The sequence below is a fragment of the Streptomyces sp. NPDC002911 genome, from assembly GCF_053591835.1.
Map to the genome: position 1 here is coordinate 547,452 of NZ_JBSFUO010000001.1, position 19,662 is coordinate 567,113.

General features: G+C 71.1%; 21 protein-coding genes. 14 read left to right on the forward strand and 7 right to left on the reverse strand.

Annotated features, from left to right (window positions below; genetic code table 11):
- Positions 1 to 214 precede the first annotated feature (214 nt).
- Together ACWD04_RS02490 and ACWD04_RS02495 are read left to right on the forward strand one after the other, a co-directional pair.
- Positions 215 to 1,969, forward strand: coding sequence for an acetyl/propionyl/methylcrotonyl-CoA carboxylase subunit alpha (locus tag ACWD04_RS02490; protein ID WP_451127235.1), 1,755 nt, complete (start codon positions 215 to 217; stop codon positions 1,967 to 1,969).
- A 91-nt stretch (positions 1,970 to 2,060) separates the two neighbouring features.
- Positions 2,061 to 2,681: a TetR/AcrR family transcriptional regulator gene (locus ACWD04_RS02495; protein WP_451127237.1), complete on the forward strand. Its 621-nt coding sequence runs from the start codon at positions 2,061 to 2,063 to the stop codon at positions 2,679 to 2,681.
- A 44-nt stretch (positions 2,682 to 2,725) separates the two neighbouring features.
- On the opposite strand, the gene ACWD04_RS02500 is transcribed toward ACWD04_RS02495, so the two are convergent.
- Both ACWD04_RS02500 and ACWD04_RS02505 read right to left on the reverse strand, forming a co-directional pair.
- Positions 2,726 to 3,670, reverse strand: a complete 945-nt coding sequence (locus tag ACWD04_RS02500; protein WP_451127239.1) for a DeoR/GlpR family DNA-binding transcription regulator — start codon at positions 3,668 to 3,670, stop codon at positions 2,726 to 2,728.
- 147 nt (positions 3,671 to 3,817) lie between these two features.
- On the reverse strand, positions 3,818 to 5,257 hold the full coding sequence (locus ACWD04_RS02505; RefSeq protein WP_451127241.1) for an NAD(P)H-quinone dehydrogenase: 1,440 nt from the start codon (positions 5,255 to 5,257) through the stop codon (positions 3,818 to 3,820).
- 251 nt (positions 5,258 to 5,508) lie between these two features.
- Between ACWD04_RS02505 and ACWD04_RS02510 the strand changes: the two genes are divergently transcribed.
- The 3 genes from ACWD04_RS02510 (at position 5,509) to ACWD04_RS02520 (ending at position 8,666) form a co-directional block, all read left to right on the forward strand.
- On the forward strand, positions 5,509 to 5,946 hold the full coding sequence (locus tag ACWD04_RS02510) for a gamma-glutamylcyclotransferase (protein WP_073746014.1): 438 nt from the start codon (positions 5,509 to 5,511) through the stop codon (positions 5,944 to 5,946).
- Positions 5,947 to 6,048: 102 nt separating this feature from the next.
- On the forward strand, positions 6,049 to 6,873 hold the full coding sequence (locus ACWD04_RS02515) for a purine-nucleoside phosphorylase (protein ID WP_451127243.1): 825 nt from the start codon (positions 6,049 to 6,051) through the stop codon (positions 6,871 to 6,873).
- A gap of 152 nt (positions 6,874 to 7,025) precedes the next feature.
- Entirely contained in the window at positions 7,026 to 8,666 is a 1,641-nt protein-coding gene (locus ACWD04_RS02520; protein ID WP_451127245.1) for a phospho-sugar mutase, read from the forward strand.
- Positions 8,667 to 8,751: 85 nt separating this feature from the next.
- Here ACWD04_RS02520 and ACWD04_RS02525 read toward each other — a convergent pair whose 3' ends face one another.
- Both ACWD04_RS02525 and ACWD04_RS02530 read right to left on the reverse strand, forming a co-directional pair.
- Positions 8,752 to 8,919 (reverse strand): hypothetical protein, encoded by a 168-nt coding sequence (locus tag ACWD04_RS02525; protein ID WP_451127247.1) that lies wholly within the window; start codon positions 8,917 to 8,919, stop codon positions 8,752 to 8,754.
- A gap of 23 nt (positions 8,920 to 8,942) precedes the next feature.
- Positions 8,943 to 9,581, reverse strand: coding sequence for a PH domain-containing protein (locus tag ACWD04_RS02530; protein WP_451127249.1), 639 nt, complete (start codon positions 9,579 to 9,581; stop codon positions 8,943 to 8,945).
- Positions 9,582 to 9,703: 122 nt separating this feature from the next.
- Here ACWD04_RS02530 and deoC point away from each other — a divergent pair, with 122 nt between their 5' ends.
- The 3 genes from deoC to ACWD04_RS02545 are packed head-to-tail and all read left to right on the forward strand — an operon-like array spanning position 9,704 to position 13,010.
- On the forward strand, positions 9,704 to 10,651 hold the full coding sequence (gene deoC, locus ACWD04_RS02535; protein ID WP_451127251.1) for a deoxyribose-phosphate aldolase: 948 nt from the start codon (positions 9,704 to 9,706) through the stop codon (positions 10,649 to 10,651).
- Positions 10,652 to 10,657: 6 nt separating this feature from the next.
- A complete protein-coding gene (locus ACWD04_RS02540) occupies positions 10,658 to 12,121 on the forward strand; it encodes an aldehyde dehydrogenase family protein (RefSeq protein WP_451127253.1) in 1,464 nt (487 codons plus the stop codon).
- Positions 12,114 to 13,010: an aldehyde dehydrogenase family protein gene (locus ACWD04_RS02545; protein WP_451127255.1), complete on the forward strand. Its 897-nt coding sequence runs from the start codon at positions 12,114 to 12,116 to the stop codon at positions 13,008 to 13,010. Before ACWD04_RS02540 ends, ACWD04_RS02545 begins: the two co-directional genes overlap by 8 nt.
- A 60-nt stretch (positions 13,011 to 13,070) precedes the next feature.
- Here the strand turns inward: ACWD04_RS02545 and ACWD04_RS02550 are convergent, their stop codons facing one another.
- Positions 13,071 to 13,496, reverse strand: a complete 426-nt coding sequence (locus ACWD04_RS02550) for a hypothetical protein (protein WP_451127257.1) — start codon at positions 13,494 to 13,496, stop codon at positions 13,071 to 13,073.
- Positions 13,497 to 13,558: 62 nt separating this feature from the next.
- Between ACWD04_RS02550 and ACWD04_RS02555 the strand changes: the two genes are divergently transcribed.
- The gene (locus ACWD04_RS02555; protein ID WP_451127453.1) at positions 13,559 to 14,263 is read left to right on the forward strand and encodes a uridine kinase family protein; all 705 of its coding nucleotides are present in this window, start codon (positions 13,559 to 13,561) and stop codon (positions 14,261 to 14,263) included.
- 157 nt (positions 14,264 to 14,420) lie between these two features.
- Here the strand turns inward: ACWD04_RS02555 and ACWD04_RS02560 are convergent, their stop codons facing one another.
- Entirely contained in the window at positions 14,421 to 15,167 is a 747-nt protein-coding gene (locus ACWD04_RS02560; protein ID WP_451127259.1) for a SigE family RNA polymerase sigma factor, read from the reverse strand.
- 181 nt (positions 15,168 to 15,348) lie between these two features.
- On the opposite strand from ACWD04_RS02560, the gene afsQ1 reads away from it, so the two are divergent.
- The 5 genes from afsQ1 (at position 15,349) to ACWD04_RS02585 (ending at position 19,180) form a co-directional block, all read left to right on the forward strand.
- Entirely contained in the window at positions 15,349 to 16,026 is a 678-nt protein-coding gene (afsQ1, locus tag ACWD04_RS02565; RefSeq protein WP_015578482.1) for a two-component system response regulator AfsQ1, read from the forward strand.
- Complete coding sequence (locus ACWD04_RS02570) at positions 16,023 to 17,555, forward strand: ATP-binding protein (RefSeq protein ID WP_451127261.1); 1,533 nt, start codon at positions 16,023 to 16,025, stop codon at positions 17,553 to 17,555. The genes afsQ1 and ACWD04_RS02570 overlap by 4 nt, the downstream gene beginning before the upstream one ends.
- Positions 17,552 to 18,202 (forward strand): hypothetical protein, encoded by a 651-nt coding sequence (locus tag ACWD04_RS02575; protein WP_451127263.1) that lies wholly within the window; start codon positions 17,552 to 17,554, stop codon positions 18,200 to 18,202. Before ACWD04_RS02570 ends, ACWD04_RS02575 begins: the two co-directional genes overlap by 4 nt.
- Positions 18,203 to 18,299: 97 nt before the next feature.
- Positions 18,300 to 18,884 (forward strand): VanZ family protein, encoded by a 585-nt coding sequence (locus tag ACWD04_RS02580; RefSeq protein ID WP_451127265.1) that lies wholly within the window; start codon positions 18,300 to 18,302, stop codon positions 18,882 to 18,884.
- Positions 18,885 to 18,976: 92 nt separating this feature from the next.
- Positions 18,977 to 19,180: a PspC domain-containing protein gene (locus tag ACWD04_RS02585; RefSeq protein WP_451127267.1), complete on the forward strand. Its 204-nt coding sequence runs from the start codon at positions 18,977 to 18,979 to the stop codon at positions 19,178 to 19,180.
- Positions 19,181 to 19,254: 74 nt separating this feature from the next.
- Here ACWD04_RS02585 and ACWD04_RS02590 read toward each other — a convergent pair whose 3' ends face one another.
- Entirely contained in the window at positions 19,255 to 19,551 is a 297-nt protein-coding gene (locus ACWD04_RS02590; protein ID WP_451127269.1) for a hypothetical protein, read from the reverse strand.
- Positions 19,552 to 19,662 lie beyond the last annotated feature (111 nt).

A 19,662-nucleotide genomic window follows, 5' to 3' on the forward strand; every position in this document is an offset into this window, starting at 1 on the left:
CCGCGCGGCGTTGACCGTCCGGACAGAGACTTGGGCCACACTTCGTGGCTACTGTGCGGTTGAGGATCCCGGCGTACCGTGGTGCGACAAGGGATTTCGCGACTCGAGCAAGCCTCGAATCACACTCCGTGTGGGCAAGTTCACTATTGGGGACGGGTCGTACGGCCGTGTCGGTAGTCCCTAAACTCAGCTTGTTCTCAAGGAGGGAGTCATCGTGCGCAAGGTGCTCATCGCCAACCGTGGCGAAATCGCTGTCCGTGTTGCTCGGGCTTGCCGGGATGCCGGAATCGGGAGCGTAGCCGTCTACGCCGATCCGGACCGGGATGCTCTGCATGTGCGCGCGGCCGACGAGGCGTTCGCTCTGGGCGGTGACACTCCGGCCGCCAGTTATCTGGACATGGCCAAGGTGCTCCAGGCCGCGAAGGATTCGGGGGCGGACGCGATCCACCCCGGTTACGGCTTCCTCTCGGAGAACGCGGAGTTCGCCCAGGCCGTGCTCGACGCGGGTCTGACGTGGATCGGGCCGCCGCCGCAGGCCATCAGGGACCTCGGCGACAAGGTCGCGGCCCGGCACATCGCGCAGCGCGCGGGTGCCCCGCTGGTGGCCGGCACGCCGGACCCGGTGTCAGGTTCGGCCGAGGTCGTGGAGTTCGCGGAGAAGAACGGTCTGCCGATCGCGATCAAGGCGGCGTTCGGTGGTGGCGGGCGCGGGCTGAAGGTGGCCCGCACGCTGGAGGAGATCCCCGAGCTGTACGACTCGGCGGTTCGCGAGGCCGTGGCGGCGTTCGGCCGGGGCGAGTGCTTCGTGGAGCGCTACCTCGACAAGCCGCGGCACGTGGAGACCCAGTGCCTGGCCGACACACACGGCAACGTCGTGGTCGTGTCCACCCGTGACTGCTCACTGCAGCGCCGCCACCAGAAGCTGGTCGAGGAAGCCCCCGCGCCGTTCCTGTCCGAGGCGCAGAACGCGGAGCTGTACGCGGCGTCGAAGGCGATCCTGAAGGAAGCCGGCTACGTCGGTGCGGGCACGGTCGAGTTCCTCGTCGGTGTGGACGGCACGATCTCCTTCCTGGAGGTGAACACCCGTCTCCAGGTCGAGCACCCGGTCACCGAGGAGGTCACCGGTCTCGACCTCGTCCGCGAGATGTTCCGTATCGCCGACGGTGAGGAGCTCGGCTACGACGACCCTGCCGTGCGCGGGCACTCCTTCGAGTTCCGGATCAACGGTGAGGACCCGGGCCGTGGCTTCCTGCCCGCCCCGGGCACCGTCACGCTGTTCGCCCCGCCGACCGGCCCCGGTGTCCGCCTTGACGCGGGTGTCGAGACCGGCAGTGTCATCGGTCCGGCGTGGGACTCGCTGCTGGCCAAGCTGATCGTGACCGGTGCGACCCGTGAGCAGGCCCTGCAGCGGGCCGGGCGTGCGCTGGCGGAGTTCCAGGTGGAGGGCATGGCGACCGCCATCCCGTTCCACCGTGCGGTCGTGACCGATCCGGCGTTCACCGCGGACCCGTTCCGCATCCACACCCGGTGGATCGAGACGGAGTTCGTCAACGAGACCAAGCCGTTCGCGGCGCCCGCGGACGCGGAGGCGGACGAGGAGTCCGGCCGCGAGACCGTCGTCGTCGAGGTCGGCGGCAAGCGCCTGGAGGTCTCGCTGCCCTCCTCGCTCGGTATGAGCCTGGCGCGTACGGGTCTGGCGGCCGGTGCGAAGCCCAAGCGCCGCGCGGCGAAGAAGACCGGCTCCGCCGCCTCCGGCGACACCCTCGCCTCGCCCATGCAGGGCACGATCGTCAAGATCGCGGTAGAGGAGGGCCAGGAGGTCACGGAAGGCGACCTCATCGTCGTCCTCGAAGCCATGAAGATGGAACAGCCCCTCAACGCCCACCGCTCCGGCACCGTCAAGGGCCTGGCGGCGGAGGTCGGCACCTCGGTGTCGTCCGGCGCCGTGATCTGCGAGATCAAGGACTGAGCGCGCGTTCACCCCGACCTGGGGGCCCGGCACCTGCCGGGCCCCCAGTGGCATCCTTGGGATGCGGAGCGGACACCAGGAGGACAGGGCGATGGCGATGAGTACGGCACCGACACCGGCCCGGCCGATGCGCGCCGATGCGCGCCGCAACTACGACAGGCTGCTGAGCGAGGCCCGCACGGCCTTCGCCGCGCAGGGCACGGATGCCTCGCTGGAGGACATCGCCCGGCGGGCGGGCGTCGGCATCGGCACGCTCTACCGGCACTTCCCGAACCGTCAGGCCCTGATGAACGCGGTGTTCCAGGAGGCCCTGACCGCACTGCTCGCCCGCTCCCGCGAACTGGCACTGGCCGACCACCCGTGCACCGCTCTGGTGGAGTGGCTGGGTGCGATCGTCACTCATGCGGGTGAGTACCGCGGTCTGGCACAAGCCCTCATGTCGGCTTCGGGGGACGAGACGTCGGCACTGACCTCATGTCATGTGCCGCTGCGTCAGGCCGGCGCGCGACTGCTGACGCGAGCACAGTCGAGCGGCTCGGTGCGGGCGGATGTGTCGATCGACGACCTGCTGCAACTGACGAACGCGATCGCGCTGGCCGCGGAGCAGACCCCGGCCGATCCTGCCCTGGCCGACCGCCTGTTGCGACTGACGCTGCGCGGCGTGAAGGCCGACCCGGCCGGCCACGCACCGCCGGGCTCACCTGGCGACTGAAGGCGTTTCCGCGGAACCCGCCCGGCGGCCCGCCGCCGCAGCCGCTACCGGCGCCGTAGATCCGCGACCCGTCCCACCGGTCCCTCCGCCAGTGCGGCGGCGCTCCGCAACTGCGGACCGAGTCCTCCCGGCCCCCCGTGGCCGCCTTGGGTGCGGCGTTGGCCCGGCAGCGGCATCTCCTGCCGGGCCTGCCGTCCGGGCGGCAGGGCGTCACCGGCCGCGGACCGCGTGGCGGGCCCCGCCACCGTGATCTCCACGCCCTGATCTGCCAGGGCCTGCAGCTCCGTGGCGGCACGCTCGTCGTGGGCCGGCGGCTCGTCCGTCACCAGACGGGTGATCAGCTCCGTGGGTACCGTCTGGAACATGGTGTCGGAGCCGAGCTTCGTGTGGTCCGCCAGGACCACCACCTCGGCCGCGGCCTGTACCAGTGCCCTGTCCACGCTCGCGGAGAGCATGTTGGACGTGGACAGACCGCGCTCCGCGGTCAGCCCGCTCCCGGAGAGGAAGGCCCGGCTCACCCGCAGCCCCTGGAGGGACTGCTCGGCACCGCTGCCGACCAGCGCGTAGTTGCTCCCGCGCAGGGTGCCGCCCGTCATCACCACTTCCACCCGGTTGGCATGGGCCAACGCCTGGGCGACCAGCAGCGAGTTGGTGACCACGGTCAGGCCCGGCACCCGCGCGAGCCTGCGGGCCAGTTCCTGCGTGGTCGTTCCGGCGCCGACCACGATGGCCTCGCCCTCACGGACCAGACTGGCCGCCAGGTCGGCGATGGCCGTTTTCTCCGCGGCGGAGAGATGGGATTTCTGCGGCAAGCCGGACTCCCGCGTAAAACCGCCCGGCAAGACCGCACCGCCGTGCCGGCGGTCGAGGAGCCCTTCTGCCTCCAGTGCCCGCACGTCCCGCCGTACGGTCACTTCGGAGGTCTGGACGACGCGGGCGAGCTCACGGAGCGAAACCGCCCCGTTGGCGCGCACCATTTCGAGGATCATTTGACGACGTTCTGCAGCGAACACGAAACTGACAGTAACTTGACCGTGGGTTGCTTTTCAGCAGTTTGCGCCGAATAAGCGAAGTTGTACACAGGCAGGGCCCCCTAGTGATATAGGGGGCCCCGCCGTCGTGACGAACCGTCGGCGCTACGCCTCGCCCGCGGTCTTACGGGTGTGCAACTGCCGGGCTACTTCGGCGATCGAGCCGGACAGTGACGGGTACACGGTGAAGGCGTTGGCGATCTGCTCCACCGTCAGGTTGTTGTCGACGGCGAGCGAGATCGGATGGATCAGCTCACTGGCACGCGGCGCGACGACACAGCCGCCGACCACGATGCCGGTACCGGGCCGGCAGAAGATCTTGACGAAGCCGTCCCGGATGCCCTGCATCTTGGCGCGCGGGTTGCGCAGCAACGGCAGCTTCACCACACGGGCGTCGATCTTGCCGGAGTCCACATCGGCCTGGCTGTAACCGACGGTGGCGATCTCGGGGTCGGTGAAGACGTTCGCGGAGACCGTCTTCAGGTTCAGCGGAGCCACCGCGTCGCCGAGGAAGTGGTACATCGCGATCCGGCCCTGCATCGCCGCGACCGAGGCCAGGGCGAAGATCCCGGTGACGTCACCGGCCGCGTACACGCCGGGGGCGCTGGTGCGGGAGACCCGGTCGGTCCGGATGTGCCCGGACTCCTTGAGCTGCACCCCGGACTCCTCCAGGCCCATGCCCGCAGTGTTGGGAATCGCGCCGACCGCCATCAGGCAGTGCGTGCCGGAGATGACGCGGCCGTCGGCCAGCGTGACCTCGACACGGTCGCCGACCCGCTCGGCGGACTGGGCGCGGGAGCGGGCCATGACGTTCATGCCGCGGCGCCGGAAGACGTCCTCCAGGACGGCGGCGGCGTCCGGGTCCTCGCCCGGCAGCACCCGGTCACGGGAGGAGACGAGGGTCACCCGCGAACCGAGCGCCTGGTAGGCGCCGGCGAACTCGGCGCCGGTGACGCCGGAGCCGACCACGATGAGCTCCTCGGGGAGCTCGTCCAGGTCGTAGACCTGGGTCCAGTTGAGAATGCGCTCGCCGTCGGGCTGGGCGTCGGGGATCTCCCGGGGGTGACCGCCGGTCGCGATCAGCACCGCGTCGGCGGTGAGCCGCTCCTCGGTGCCGTCGGCCGCGGTCACCACGACCTGGCGGGACCCGTCGGCGGCCTGGAGGCCGTCCAGCCGGCCGCGGCCGCGCATGACCCTGGCACCCGCGCGGGTGACGGAGGCGGTGATGTCGTGGGACTGGGCGAGCGCGAGACGCTTGACCCGTCGGTTGACCTTGCCGAGGTCGACCCCGACCACCCGGGCGGCCTGCTCCTTGTGCGGGGTGTCGTCGGCGACGATGATGCCGAGTTCCTCGTAGGAGGAGTCGAAGGTGGTCATCACCTCGGCCGTCGCGATCAGGGTCTTGGAGGGCACGCAGTCGGTGAGGACCGACGCGCCGCCGAGGCCGTCACAGTCGACGACGGTCACCTCCGCGCCGAGCTGGGCGCCGACCAGTGCCGCCTCGTAGCCGCCGGGGCCGCCGCCGATGATCACGATCCGGGTCACGAAAAGTCCGCCTCGCGTGGTGTCATCCCACGGCCGTCTGCCGCCCCGGCCGGGGGTCCGGGGGATCGCCCCGGCGTATGCAGTACGTAATTCATTCTCCCGCACGCGCCGAGCCGCTTCGCCCCGGGGCCCTCCATACGGGAACGCCCCTGGCCGGGGCAGGGCCTCCGGCTCCCACGCACCCCCACGACCGGGGGTCTTTCCTCGCCGGAACCGCCACGCCCACCGCCACCTCCCGTACCCTCGACCCCATGTCGCTCTACGCCGCGTACGCCGGCAACCTCGACGCGCGGCTGATGACGCGCCGCGCACCGCACTCCCCGCTGCGCGGCACGGGCTGGCTCAACGGCTGGCGGCTGACGTTCGGCGGGGAGCAGATGGGCTGGGAGGGCGCGCTGGCCACGGTGGTGGAGGCGCCCCGGTCGCAGGTGTTCGTCGCGCTGTACGACCTGGCTCCGATGGACGAGGACTCCATGGACCGCTGGGAGGGCGTCGGCCTCGACATCTACCGGCGCATGCGGGTGCGGGTGCATACGCTGGACGGCGAGGAGCCGGCCTGGATGTACGTCCTCAACGGCTACGAGGGCGGGCTGCCCTCGGCCCGTTACCTGGGCGAGGTGGCGGACGCCGCCGAGTCCGCGGGAGCACCTCACGACTACGTGATGAACCTCCGCAAGCACCCCTGCTAGCCGGCCCCCGGGCCGCTTCTGTAGGAAAATACGAACACGACCGGCCAGACTCTCCCAGGCCACATCTACGCGCGTAGGGATTCAGCGGTTACCCTCATCCGCGTGAACGCATCTGTTATTCCGGACCACATCCAGGGCGACCCGTACGCCGCCGCTGCCGACGCCGCCGCCCGCCTGCGCGAGCTGACCGGCGCCGAGACCCACGACGTCGCTCTCGTGATGGGCTCCGGGTGGGCCCCCGCCGGCGATGCGCTCGGCATCCCGGAGGCCGAGTTCCCCGTCACCGCACTGCCCGGTTTCCCGGCCCCGGCCGTGGAGGGCCACGGCGGCACGATCCGCTCGTACCTGATCGGGGAGAAGCGCGTCCTGGTCTTCCTGGGCCGCACGCACTACTACGAGGGCCGCGGCGTCGCCGCCGTCGCGCACGGCGTCCGTACGGCCGCCTCGGCGGGTTGCAGGACGGTCATCCTGACGAACGGCTGCGGAGGTCTGCGCGAGGGCATGCGCCCCGGCCAGCCCGTCCTCATCAGCGACCACATCAACCTCACGGCGGCATCGCCGATCGTGGGCGCGAACTTCATCGACCTGACCGACCTGTACTCGCCCCGGCTGCGCGCGCTGTGCAAGGAGATCGACGGGACGCTCGAAGAGGGCGTGTACGTGCAGTTCCCCGGCCCGCACTACGAGACCCCGGCCGAGATCGACATGGTCCGCGTCATGGGCGGTGACCTCGTCGGCATGTCCACCGTCCTGGAGGCCATCGCGGCACGGGAGGCGGGCGCGGAGGTGCTGGGCATCTCCCTGGTCACGAACCTCGCGGCGGGCCTGAGCGGCGAACCCCTCAACCACGAGGAGGTCCTCCAGGCCGGCCGCGACTCGGCGACCCGGATGGGTGCGCTGCTGGCGCGGGTCCTCGACCGGATCTGAGCGGATCAGGCCCCGTCGGCGCCTGACGCGCCGACCGGCTACCCCAGCCCGGACCCAGCCCCTCCGGCGTTTGAGGCGCCCGGAGGCAGAGCCCCGGCAGCCCCGCGCCCCGCACCCGCACCCGCACCCGCACCCGCAGAAAGGCGGACACCGTGCAGCAGGACCTCATCTCGCAGGCCAGGAGCTGGCTCGCCGAGGACCCGGACCCCGAGACCCGCGCCGAGCTCGCCGGACTCATCGACGCCGGGGACCTCGCCGCGCTCGCCGACCGCTTCGCGGGCACGCTCCAGTTCGGCACGGCCGGCCTGCGCGGGGAGATCGGCGCCGGGCCGATGCGGATGAACCGCTCCGTCGTCATCCGCGCGGCCGCCGGACTCGCGGCGTACCTGAAGGCGCGGGGCCGGTCCGGCGGACTCGTCGTCATCGGTTACGACGCCCGCTACAAATCGGCCGACTTCGCCCGCGACACCGCCGCCGTGATGACCGGAGCGGGCCTGCGCGCGGCCGTGCTGCCGCGCCCGCTGCCGACCCCCGTCCTCGCATACGCCATACGGCACCTGGGTGCCGTCGCCGGAGTGGAGGTCACGGCCAGCCACAACCCGCCGCGTGACAACGGCTACAAGGTCTACCTCGGCGACGGCTCGCAGATCGTGCCCCCGGCCGACGCGGAGATCGCCGCCGCGATCGCGGCGGCCGGCCCGCTCGACGGCGTACCGCGCCCGGAGTCGGGCTGGGAGACCCTCGGCGACGAGGTCCTGGACTCCTACCTCGCACGTACGGACGCCGTCCTCAGCGCCGGTTCGCCGCGCACCGCCCGGACCGTCCACACCGCGATGCACGGCGTCGGGACCTCGGTCCTGACGGCCGCCTTCGCCCGGGCCGGCTTCCCCCAGCCCGTACTGGTGGCCGAACAGGCGGACCCCGACCCCGCGTTCCCCACCGTCGCCTTCCCCAACCCGGAAGAGCCCGGCGCCATGGATCTCGCGTTCGCGACCGCGCGCCGGGCCGGCCCGGACATCGTCATCGCCAACGACCCGGACGCCGACCGCTGCGCCGTCGCCGTACCGGACGCGTCGGCCGGGGGCGGCTGGCGAATGCTGCGCGGCGACGAGGTAGGCGCACTGCTCGCCGCCCACCTGGTGGACCGGGGCGTCACGGGGGTGTTCGCCGAGTCGATCGTGTCGTCGTCGCTGCTGGGCCGTATCGCCGAGAAGGCGGGCCTCGGCTACGAGGAGACGCTGACGGGCTTCAAGTGGATCGCCCGCGTCGACGGCCTGCGCTACGGCTACGAGGAGGCGCTGGGCTACTGCGTGGACCCGGAGGGCGTACGCGACAAGGACGGCATCACGGCCGCGCTGCTGATCGCCGAGCTGGCCTCGGTGCTCAAGGAGAAAGGCCGAACCCTCCTCGACCTGCTCGACGACCTCGCGCTCGAACACGGTCTGCACGCCACGGACCAGCTGTCGGTACGGGTCGAGGACCTGACGGTCATCGCGAACGCCATGCGGCGCCTGCGCGAGACGCCCCCGACCACCCTGGCGGGCCTCGCCGTCACCTCGGCCGAGGACCTGTCCCAGGGCTCGGAGTCCCTGCCGCCCACCGACGGCCTTCGCTACCAGCTGACGGGGGCCAGGGTCATCGTCCGCCCGAGCGGCACCGAGCCCAAGCTGAAGTGCTACCTGGAGGTCGTGGTGCCGGTCGCTTCGGCGGCGGAGCTGCCCGGGGCCCGGGCGAGGGGCGCCGAACTGCTGGCGGGCATCAAGAGGGACCTGGCGGCGGCCGCGGGTATCTGAAGGGTCGTTGGGGAGAAGCGGACACATCGGTGCCCGTTTTGGTCACATACCGCTGTCCGTAACTCCCCACGACGAGGGGCGCCGGTCAGCGGCTCTGCGGGCGCAGCGCCTGCCGCACGAGGTGGTGGGTGCAGAGCCGTCGCGCCTGGTCCTCGCCGAGTACGTCGATGGCGGCGAGCACCAGGCCCGGATCCGCCACTGCGGGTGAGCGAAGGGCGATGACCTCGGCCCGGCTCAGGCCCTCGAGCTGCATTGCGCATCGGCGTTCGACAGATTTCAGGCGGTGGCCAGCAGCACCACGAGCAGCACCGCGCCGACCGCGGCCGGAGCGATCACCTCGTAGGCCCAGCGGACCGACGCGGTGGTCGTGCCCTGCTCCTTGCGGTGGCCGGCGCGCTCGGCGAGCTCCCGCAGGTCCGCCACCGTCCGGTCGGCGGCCGCTGCGCGGGCCTGGGTGTCGCGGACGTCGGCGGTCGCGGAGGTCCGGCCGTACGGGTCGTCCGTGGCCTGGCGAGTGGCCTTCCTGGCCGCGCGCTTGCGCTCGCGCAGCGAGACGGGGACCGCCCACAGCTGGTACTTCGTGCCGCTGTGGGTGAAGAGCTCGCTGGAGTACGAGGCGCGCACCGTGGCGACGTCCGTCCAGGGCAGCACGATCGTGCGGAACGGGTTGCGGATCCGGATCCGTTCCTCGCCGGCGAACACCGCGGGCCGCAGGGTGAACGCCACGATCAGCGGGATCACCGTCAGCAGCGCGGCGAGCGCCACCCACGGCGTCCGTCCGGCGCCCCGGAACACCGCGTCGCCGCCGATCCAGCCGACCAGCAGGATCAGCAGCACGCCGCTGACCAGCCCGGCGCCCGACCGGAAGGTCCGGTCGGCGTAGGCGGGCTCGGCGGGGGGTGTGGGGCTCGTCATGTCTCGATTCTGCCTGAAGCGGCGCCAGGGGCACGGGTCGGCCTTGCCCGACCCATGAAGGCCCGGAAAGCGAGGGGCCCTGTACAGGTCGCTACGCGCGTAGATATGCTCAGGTGGTGACCATGCCCACCACTGCTCCCGCATTCTCCGACGCGACGGCGTCCGACAGTGCGCTGCGCCGCTTCCTGCACGGGCTGCCCGGCGTCGACACCGTCGGCCTCGAAGCGCGCGCCGCCGCCCTCGGCACCCGATCGATCAAGACGACCGCCAAGGCGTACGCCATCGATCTCGCCATCTCGATGATCGACCTGACGACGCTGGAAGGCGCGGACACCCCGGGCAAGGTCCGGGCTCTCGCCGCCAAGGCGGTCAACCCCGATCCCACCGACCGCACGGCCCCGCGCACCGCGGCCGTCTGCGTCTACCCCGACATGGCGGCGACCGCCGCCGCCGCGCTGGCCGGCTCCGGAGTGAAGGTCGCGTCCGTCGCGACGGCCTTCCCCGCCGGACGTGCCGCGCTGGACGTCAAGCTCGCGGACGTCCGCGACGCCGTGGCGGCCGGGGCGGACGAGATCGACATGGTGATCGACCGCGGCGCTTTCCTCTCCGGCCGTTACCTCAAGGTCTACGAGGAGATCACCGCTGTGAAGGCCGAGTGCGGCTCCGCACGGCTCAAAGTGATCTTCGAGACCGGCGAGCTGTCCACGTACGACAACATCCGGCGGGCCTCCTGGCTCGGGATGCTGGCGGGCGCGGACTTCATCAAGACCTCGACGGGCAAGGTCGCCACCAACGCCACCCCGGCGAACACCTTGCTGATGCTGGAGGCCGTGCGCGACTTCCGGGAGCAGACGGGTGTGCAGGTCGGCGTGAAGCCCGCGGGCGGCATCCGCACGACCAAGGACGCGATCAAGTTCCTCGTCCTGGTGAACGAGACCGCGGGCGAGGACTGGCTGGACGACCACTGGTTCCGCTTCGGCGCCTCCAGCCTGCTGAACGACCTGCTGATGCAGCGCCAGAAGCTCAGCACCGGCCGTTACTCCGGCCCCGATTACGTGACGGTGGACTGATACGCCATGGCATCCGCATTCGATTACGCACCGGCTCCGGAGTCCCGCTCCGTCGTCGACATCGCGCCCTCGTACGGCCTGTTCATCGACGGCGAGTTCGCCGAGTCGGCCGACGGCAAGGTCTTCAAGACGGTCAGCCCGTCCACCGAGGAGGTGCTCTCCGAGGTCGCGCGGGCGAGCGCCGAGGACGTGGACCGGGCCGTGAAGGCGGCCCGCAGGGCCTTCGAGAAGTGGTCAGCGCTCCCAGGCTCCGAGCGCGCCAAGTACCTGTTCCGGATCGCCCGGATCATCCAGGAGCGCTCGCGCGAGCTGGCCGTCCTGGAGACCCTGGACAACGGCAAGCCGATCAAGGAGACCCGCGACGCGGACCTCCCGCTGGTCGCCGCGCATTTCTTCTACTACGCGGGCTGGGCCGACAAGCTCGACCACGCCGGGTTCGGCAGGAGGACGACGGACGGACACGTCGGCGCGAGCCCGCGCCCGCTCGGCGTGGCCGGCCAGATCATCCCGTGGAACTTCCCGCTCCTGATGCTCGCGTGGAAGATCGCCCCGGCACTCGCCACCGGCAACACGGTGGTGCTGAAGCCGGCCGAGACGACTCCGCTGTCCGCGCTGTTCTTCGCCGACATCTGCCGTCAGGCGGGCCTGCCCAAGGGTGTCGTCAACATTCTGACGGGCTACGGCGACGCGGGCTCGGCCCTGGTCGAGCACCCGGACGTCGACAAGATCGCCTTCACCGGCTCCACCGCGGTCGGCAAGTCCATCGCTCGCCAGATCGCCGGCACGGACAAGAAGGCCACGCTCGAACTGGGCGGCAAGGGCGCCAACATCGTCTTCGACGACGCCCCCGTCGACCAGGCCGTCGAAGGCATCGTCACCGGCATCTTCTTCAACCAGGGCCAGGTCTGCTGCGCGGGCTCCCGGCTGCTCGTACAGGAGTCCGTGCACGACGAGGTGCTGCACGCCCTCAAACGCCGGTTGTCCACGCTCCGGCTCGGCGATCCGCTGGACAAGAACACCGACATCGGCGCGATCAACTCCGCGGAGCAGCTCTCCAGGATCAGCGCGCTCGTGGAAACGGGCGAGGCCGAGGGCGCGGAGCGCTGGTCGGCCCCCTGCGAACTTCCGTCCGCCGGATACTGGTTCGCGCCGACGCTCTTCACCGGTGTCACCCAGGCGCACACCGTCGCGCGGGACGAGATCTTCGGCCCGGTGCTGTCGGTGCTGACCTTCCGTACGCCGGACGAGGCGGTCGCGAAGGCCAACAACAGCCAGTACGGCCTCTCGGCGGGCATCTGGACGGAGAAGGGCTCCCGCATCCTGGCGGTGGCGAACAAGCTCCGCGCCGGCGTGGTGTGGGCCAACACGTTCAACAAGTTCGACCCGACCTCGCCGTTCGGCGGATACAAGGAGTCGGGCTTCGGCCGCGAGGGCGGCCGTCATGGTCTGGAGGCCTACCTCGATGTCTGACGGGCGACTGAGCGTCTTCAAGACCTACAAGCTGTACGTCGGGGGCGCATTTCCCCGTTCCGAGAGCGGCCGGGTGTACGAGGTGACGGACTCGAAGGGCAAGTGGCTGGCGAACGCCCCGCAGTCCTCCCGCAAGGACGCGCGTGACGCGGTCGTGGCCGCGCGCAAGGCGTTCGGCGGCTGGTCGGGCGCGACGGCGTACAACCGAGGCCAGGTCCTCTACCGCGTCGCCGAGATGCTGGAGGGCCGCAGGGAGCAGTTCGTGCGGGAGGTGGCGGACGCCGAGGGGCTGTCGAAGTCCAAGGCTGCGGCAGTCGTCGACGCGGCGGTCGACCGCTGGGTCTGGTACGCGGGCTGGACCGACAAGATCGGCCAGGTCGTGGGCGGGGCGAACCCGGTCGCCGGCCCGTTCTTCAACCTGTCCACCCCGGAGCCGACCGGTGTGGTCACGGTTCTGGCTCCCCAGGAGTCGTCGTTCCTGGGTCTCGTCTCGGTGGTCGCCCCGGTGATCGCCACGGGGAACACGGCGGTCGTCATCGCCTCGGCCGACGCGCCGCTGCCCGCGCTCTCACTGGGCGAGGTCCTGGCGACCTCGGACCTGCCGGGCGGTGTGGTGAACATCCTGTCGGGGAGGACGGCGGAGCTCGCGGCCCCGCTGGCGTCCCACCAGGACGTCAACGCCATCGACCTCACGGGAGCCGACGCCGGTCTGGCGAAGGAGCTGGAGATCGCGGCGGCGGACAACCTGAAGCGGGTCCGTCGCCCACGGGCTGTGGGGGGAGAGGACTGGTCGGCCGATCCCGGCACGCACCGCCTGACGGCCTTTCTGGAGACCAAGACGGTCTGGCACCCCACGGGCGCCCTGGGAGCCTCAGGCTCCTCGTACTGACCCGGCACGCGTATGTGGGGCCGCCTCCGGGCGGCCCCACACACGCGTGCGTACGGCAGTTCAGCCGGTGACCAGGCCGGTCGCCTCTCCGGCCACCGGCAGGTCGCCGAGCGCCGCGCCGCTGGTCACCGGGTCCGTGACCAGCGCCGTGCTCACGGGCTTGAAGTCGGCGACCTGGGTGCCCACCGCGTTGTCCAGCGGGTCCACGCCCGTCCCGGCCAGCGGGTCGAGCTGCAGCTCCGTGACGGGCTCGACGGCCCCGGCGAGGCCGTAACCGAGCGCGCTGGTCACCGCGGGCGCCGCGGCCTCCTTGACCGCGGCCAGCGTGCTGTCGGCGGTGTCCGAGCCGGTGGCGGGCGGGGCGGGCAGCGACGCGGCCTGGGCGGCCGCGCCTCCCGCGCCGAGCGCCGCGCCCAGCGCGGTGAGGGTCAGACCGGCGCGCAGCAGAGCGCGTCTACGGGGCTTGGACAGTGCATGACGTGCCATGTTTTCCCACCTGATCAGGAGTATCGGGTAATCATCCGTGCGCGCAGAGTAGTTGAGGTGTGCTGCTCGATACCAACAGGACCTCCCGGGGATCCCCTGCGCGGGTCAATGCCTCACACTTCTGTTCTGTGAGTCCCCAACCGATCCCCACGCGCGTCGTGCTGCTCGCCGGTCCGTCCGGCTCCGGCAAGTCGTCCCTCGCGGCCCGCAGCGGTCTCCCGGTGCTGCGCCTGGACGACTTCTACAAGGAGGGAAACGATCCGACACTGCCCCGGGTCACCGGGAGCGCGGACATCGACTGGGACTCGGCCCTGTCCTGGGACGCGGACGGCGCGGTCTCCGCCATAACGGAGCTGTGCGGCACGGGGCGCACCGACGTCCCGCTGTACGACATCGCCACGAGCTCGCGGACCGGCCACGAGACGCTCGACATCGAACGCACCCCTCTCTTCGTCGCCGAGGGCATCTTCGCGGCGGACATCGTGGAGCGCTGCCAGGAGCTGGGCCTGCTCGCGGACGCGCTGTGCCTGCGCGGCCGGCCGTCGACGACGTTCCGCCGACGGCTGGTGCGGGACCTGCGGGAGGGCCGGAAGTCGGTGCCGTTCCTGCTGCGGCGCGGCTGGCGGCTGATGCGCGCCGAGCGGCGCATCGTGGCCCGCCAGACCGCGCTGGGAGCGTATCCCTGCGCCAAGCAGGAGGCCCTGGGCCGCCTGGCCGCCGCGGCGGCGGGACGCTGCCGTACCCCACAGAACCGCGTGGCGAACTAGGCGGGTCCGCGTGCCGCATCAGGGCAGGGCGGGCAACGCGGCGGGGCCGGACAGGACCCCCCGGCCCGTCCGGCCCCGCTGCGTTCTCCCCCGTACCGCCGCCTCCCCCGAAGTGGCGGTCCGTATCCCCCGTGTTCCCCCGTGCCCCCCGTAGACCTCAGGCCACCAGCTCGCCGAAGGACTCTTCCTCGTCACGGCCGAAGCTGAGGACCTCGTCCTCGCGCAGCCGGCGGAGCGACCGCCAGATGCTCGACTTCACCGTGCCGACACTGATGTCGAGGATGGACGCGATCTCCGGGTCCGTGCGGCCCTCGTAGTAGCGGAGCACCAGCATCGTGCGCTGGATCTCCGGCAGCCGTGCGAGCGCCTGCCAGAGCACCGCCCGCAGTTCCGTGCCCCGCATCGCGTCCGTGTCGCCCACCGTCTCCGGCAGCTCCTCGGTCGGGTATTCGTTGAGCTTGCGCCTGCGCCATGCGCTGATGTGCAGGTTGGTCATGGTGCGGCGGAGGTATCCGCCGACCGCCGCCTTGTCGCTGATCCTGTCCCACGCCCGGTACGTCGAGAAGAGGGCGCTCTGCAGCAGGTCCTCGGCCTCGAACCGGTCGCCGGTCAGGTGATAGGCGGTTGCGTACAGGGAGGCGCGGCGCTCCTGGACGTAGGCGGTGAACGCCGCTTCGGCGTCCTCCGCCCGTTCCAGGGGCTTCCGCTCCCCCGGGACCTCCCCGTACGCGCTTCCCCCGTTTTCCCCCGTGGGCGCGTCAACCATCGTCAGGTACGACGCGTGCTGACGCCCGGCGCCACGAACGCACCCCCGTACTCCGGCGCCGGACTTCTCCTGACTCCGCCCGATGTCGTGAAGGCGCGTGACAACTGCGCTTGAAGTGGTGCTGTGCAGTGCGTTCATCTGGCGCCCCCCATCGGTGGAGTCCGTTCGTTCCGTGTGACAACGAGCTTGCCGGGGCAGTTTCATGACGCTGTCCCTTGACTGTCACAGGGCTGTCACAGGGCATGTCGGGGATCAACTCGGCGGATCAAGTCGGGGGGTTTGTCGAAACGTGGCAGCACCATGGGCCAGAATGGCCCCCGTGCCTTTCCTGTTGCTGATCGAGGACGATGACGCCATCCGCACGGCCCTCGAACTCTCGCTGTCACGCCAGGGCCACCGTGTGGCCACCGCTGCGACGGGAGAGGACGGCCTGGAGCTGCTGAGGGAGCAGCGGCCGGACCTGGTCGTGCTGGATGTGATGCTGCCCGGGATCGACGGTTTCGAGGTCTGCCGGCGGATCCGGCGTACCGACCAGCTGCCGATCATTCTGCTGACCGCGCGCAGCGACGACATCGACGTCGTGGTGGGACTGGAGTCCGGCGCGGACGACTATGTCGTGAAACCCGTACAGGGCCGGGTGCTCGATGCCCGTATCCGCGCGGTCCTGCGCCGCGGGGAGAGGGAGTCCACCGACTCCGCGACGTTCGGGAGTGTCGTCATCGACCGTTCGGCGATGACCGTCACGAAGAACGGGGAGGACCTGCAGCTCACGCCGACCGAGCTGCGGCTCCTGCTCGAACTGAGCCGCCGGCCCGGACAGGCCCTGTCCCGGCAGCAGTTGCTGCGTCTCGTGTGGGAGCACGATTATCTCGGTGACTCGCGGCTGGTCGACGCCTGCGTGCAGCGGCTGCGGGCGAAGGTGGAGGACGTGCCGTCCTCGCCGACTCTGATCCGTACCGTGCGGGGTGTGGGCTACCGACTGGATTCGCCTCAGTGAGCGATTCCGCGAAGCGTTCCATACTCGCGGGTCTTCGCTGGACCAGCCTGCGGCTGCGGCTTCTGATCGTGTTCGCGCTGGTGGCCCTGACGGCGGCGGTGTCCGCGTCGGGCATCGCGTACTGGCTCAACCGCGAGGCCGTCCTGACGCGTACGCAGGACACGGCGCTCGGCGACTTCCGCCGCCAGATGCAGAACCGGGCGGCCTCGCTGCCGTTGCAGCCGACGGCGGACGAACTTCGCGACGCCGCCGAGCAGATGGCGAGCAGCGGCCCGGGTTACCACGTCCTGCTGATCGGGACCAACGAGGGCAAGCCGGTCACCGGGTCCTCCGACCTCGACTCCTTCACCAAGGCCGACGTGCCCACCTCGCTGCAGAAGCAGGTGAACAAGAAGCAGCCGCTGACGTCGACGAACACCTTTGAGTACCACCTGTTCTGGCAGCGTACGAACCTGGGCAACACGCCTTACCTGGTGGCCGGGACGAAGATCATCGGTGGTGGTCCCGCCGGATACATGCTGAAGTCGCTCGACCAGGAGCGCGAGGACCTCAATTCGCTGGCGTGGTCCCTGGGGATCGCCACGGCGCTGGCCCTCGTCGGCTCGGCGCTCCTCGCCCAGGCCGCGGCGACGACCGTGCTGCGCCCGGTGCAGCGGCTCGGCGACGCGGCCCGCAAGCTCGGCGAGGGCAAGCTCGACACCCGTCTCGCGGTCTCCGGCACCGATGAACTCGCCGATCTCTCCCATACGTTCAACAAGGCCGCGAGCTCGCTGGAGAAGAAGGTCGCGGACATGAGCGCGCGGGAGGAGTCGAGCCGCCGGTTCGTCGCCGACATGTCGCACGAGCTGCGCACCCCGCTGACCGCGATCACGGCGGTCGCCGAGGTGCTGGAGGACGAGGCGGACAGCCTGGACCCGATGATCGCCCCGGCCGTGCACCTGGTGGTGAGCGAGACCCGGCGGCTGAACGACCTGGTCGAGAATCTCATGGAGGTCACCCGCTTCGACGCCGGTACGGCCCGCCTCGTGCTGGACACGGTCGATGTCGCCGACCAGGTGACCGCCTGCATCGACGCCCGTGCCTGGCTCGACGCGGTCGATCTGGACGCGGAGCGCGGCATCATGGTGCGGCTGGATCCGCGCCGGCTCGACGTGATCCTGGCGAATCTGATCGGCAACGCCCTCAAGCACGGCGGATCACCGGTGCGGGTGTCCGTACGGACCGACGAGGACGAGCTGGTCATCGAGGTACGCGACCACGGCCCGGGCATCCCCGAAGAAGTCCTGCCCCATGTGTTCGACCGCTTCTACAAGGCGAGCGCCTCCCGCCCGCGCTCCGAAGGCAGCGGTCTCGGCCTCTCCATCGCGGTGGAGAACGCGCACATCCACGGAGGTGACATCACGGCCTCGAATCTCCCGGACGGCGAGGGCGCGATGTTCGTGCTGCGGCTCCCGCGCGACGCGGAGGCGCTGACCGGCGCCCCGGACGACGACGACCCGGACCGGAACGAGAAGGGCGACGCGAAGTGATTTGCAGTGAGCGGGCGTACGCCGTCCCGCGCGGGCTCCGGCTGCGGCGCCCCGGCCGGGCCGTCGCCGTGCTGGCCGCCGTGACGGCCTGTGCGGCACTGGCCTCGGGCTGCGGCATCCGCAGCACCTCGGTGCCGGTCGATGCCGGGGCGGCGCCGTCGCGGATGCCGTGCCGGACCTCGTCGGCCGAGGCGACCACGCCGCCGCCGGAGAGTGTCACCGTGCGGATCTATCTGGTCTGCGCCTCACAGCTGGTGACGGTGGAGCGCACGGTCAAGGTCGACGAGTCCCGGTTCGGCTCCTTCCGGACCGCGCAGGCGCTCCTGAACGAGCTGCGGCGGGAGCCGGACGCCGACGAGCGGCGCGCCGGCATCTCCACCGATGTGCCGCCGGGGCTGACGGTCGGCGGCGCCCTCAAGGGCGACCCGGAGGGCACGCTGCGCCTCAGCGAGCCGCCGGACGACCTGCCGGCGGAGGCGCTCGCGCAGGTGGTGTGCTCGTACGCGGAGAGCGAGTCGCTCAGCTCCGGGGGTTCGGTGCTGCTCGGCGGGCCGGGGAATTACGCCCCACGGGGCTATCTGTGTACGACGGAGACGAAGAGCCGGCCCGGCGAGGTGCCCACGCTGGGCGCGGTCGAGCTGTCCTGAGGTCTACGCGGCCAGAGGCCCGTGGAGGCCCGTGCCGCTCGTCACAGCGCCCTTCCCCGAACCGGGCGGAACCGATCCTGCCTGTCGTGGCGTCTAGGTGCACGTGCGTCACAGTTCGGACGGCCCGGCCGTCATCCGCTTCCGCGCGGCGGGGGTAGCCCTCCTGCTCGCGCATCTCCTGTTCGTCGGCTGGCTGACGCTGCGCCCGCTGGACGTGGCCTGGATGACGGCCGCGAACTTTCAGCCGTTCGCCGGGATCAGGGCGGATCTGGCCCTGGGCCCGGCCGAGGCGGTACGCCGCATCGGTGAGGGCCTGCTACTCCTGGCGCCCCTGGGCATACTGCTGCCGATGGCCGGCGGCAGGCTGCTGGTCTCCCCGTGGGCCTCGCTGGCCCGTACGGTCGCGGCCGGGGCGCTGATATCGATGGCCATCGAACTCGCGCAGACGGGGGTGCCGGGCCAGGTCGTCGATGTCGACTCGCTGCTCCTGAACACCTCGGGTGTCGCGCTGGCTCACCTGCTGGTCGTGCCGATGTCGCGGTCACGGCTGCGCCGGGGCGACCGGGCGGGGGACGGCGACCTGTCCCGCATCGGGAACGGGGTCCGCACGGCCCGGGGCGAGGCCTCCCAGGCCCCTCAGGGGTCGACCCCGACGATTACCAGGGTCGGTATCGCCCCGTAGAGCGATGCTTTGTACCCCTTCGCGGAGCCACTATGGAGGTACCGGGAGCACGACGGAGCTGCTCCCCGCAACGGTTTGCGAAGGAGCTCACCATGGCCGCACTTGTCCGCCCCCGTGAGGGACGCATGATCGCTGGGGTGTGCGCAGCGCTGGCACAGCGCTTCGGCACCTCCGCAGGAACGATGCGCGTCATCTTCCTGGTGTCGTGCCTGCTCCCCGGCCCTCAGTTCCTGCTGTACCTGGCTCTGTGGATACTGCTGCCGTCGGAGAAGAGCCCGGCCGCGACGGCCTGGTGACCATCGGGACCACGGGGAAAACCGTGGGGCGCACACCCGGGCCGGGTGTGCGCCCCACATGCGTGCGCGGTGAATCAGCCGCCGATCGGCAGGTCGCCGGTCAGGCCGCCGGCGGGCAGGCCGCCGAGCAGGTTGGTGCCGGGCGCCGAGACTTCGCCGCTGCCGCGCTGCTGCTGGTCGAGGAATCCGCCGGCCACCTGCTGCACGAAGGGCAGCGCCTCGGCCACGGAGTCAAGCGTGACGGCGGCGGGCAGCGCGGCGGCCGCGGGGTCGACGGGCAGGGGGGCTGCGGAGGCACTGCCCGCGCCGACGGCGGCGAAAGCGGCACCGACAGCGACGACACCGAGGGTCCTGAAGACAGACTGCTTCATGTGAGACTCATCCTTGGGGAAGGGGATGTAAGCGGCTCCGCAACGTAATCAGCCCGGCACCCCTCCCGCAAACATGCCAGGACACGGGAAACAGCCGGAATTCGGTGACGC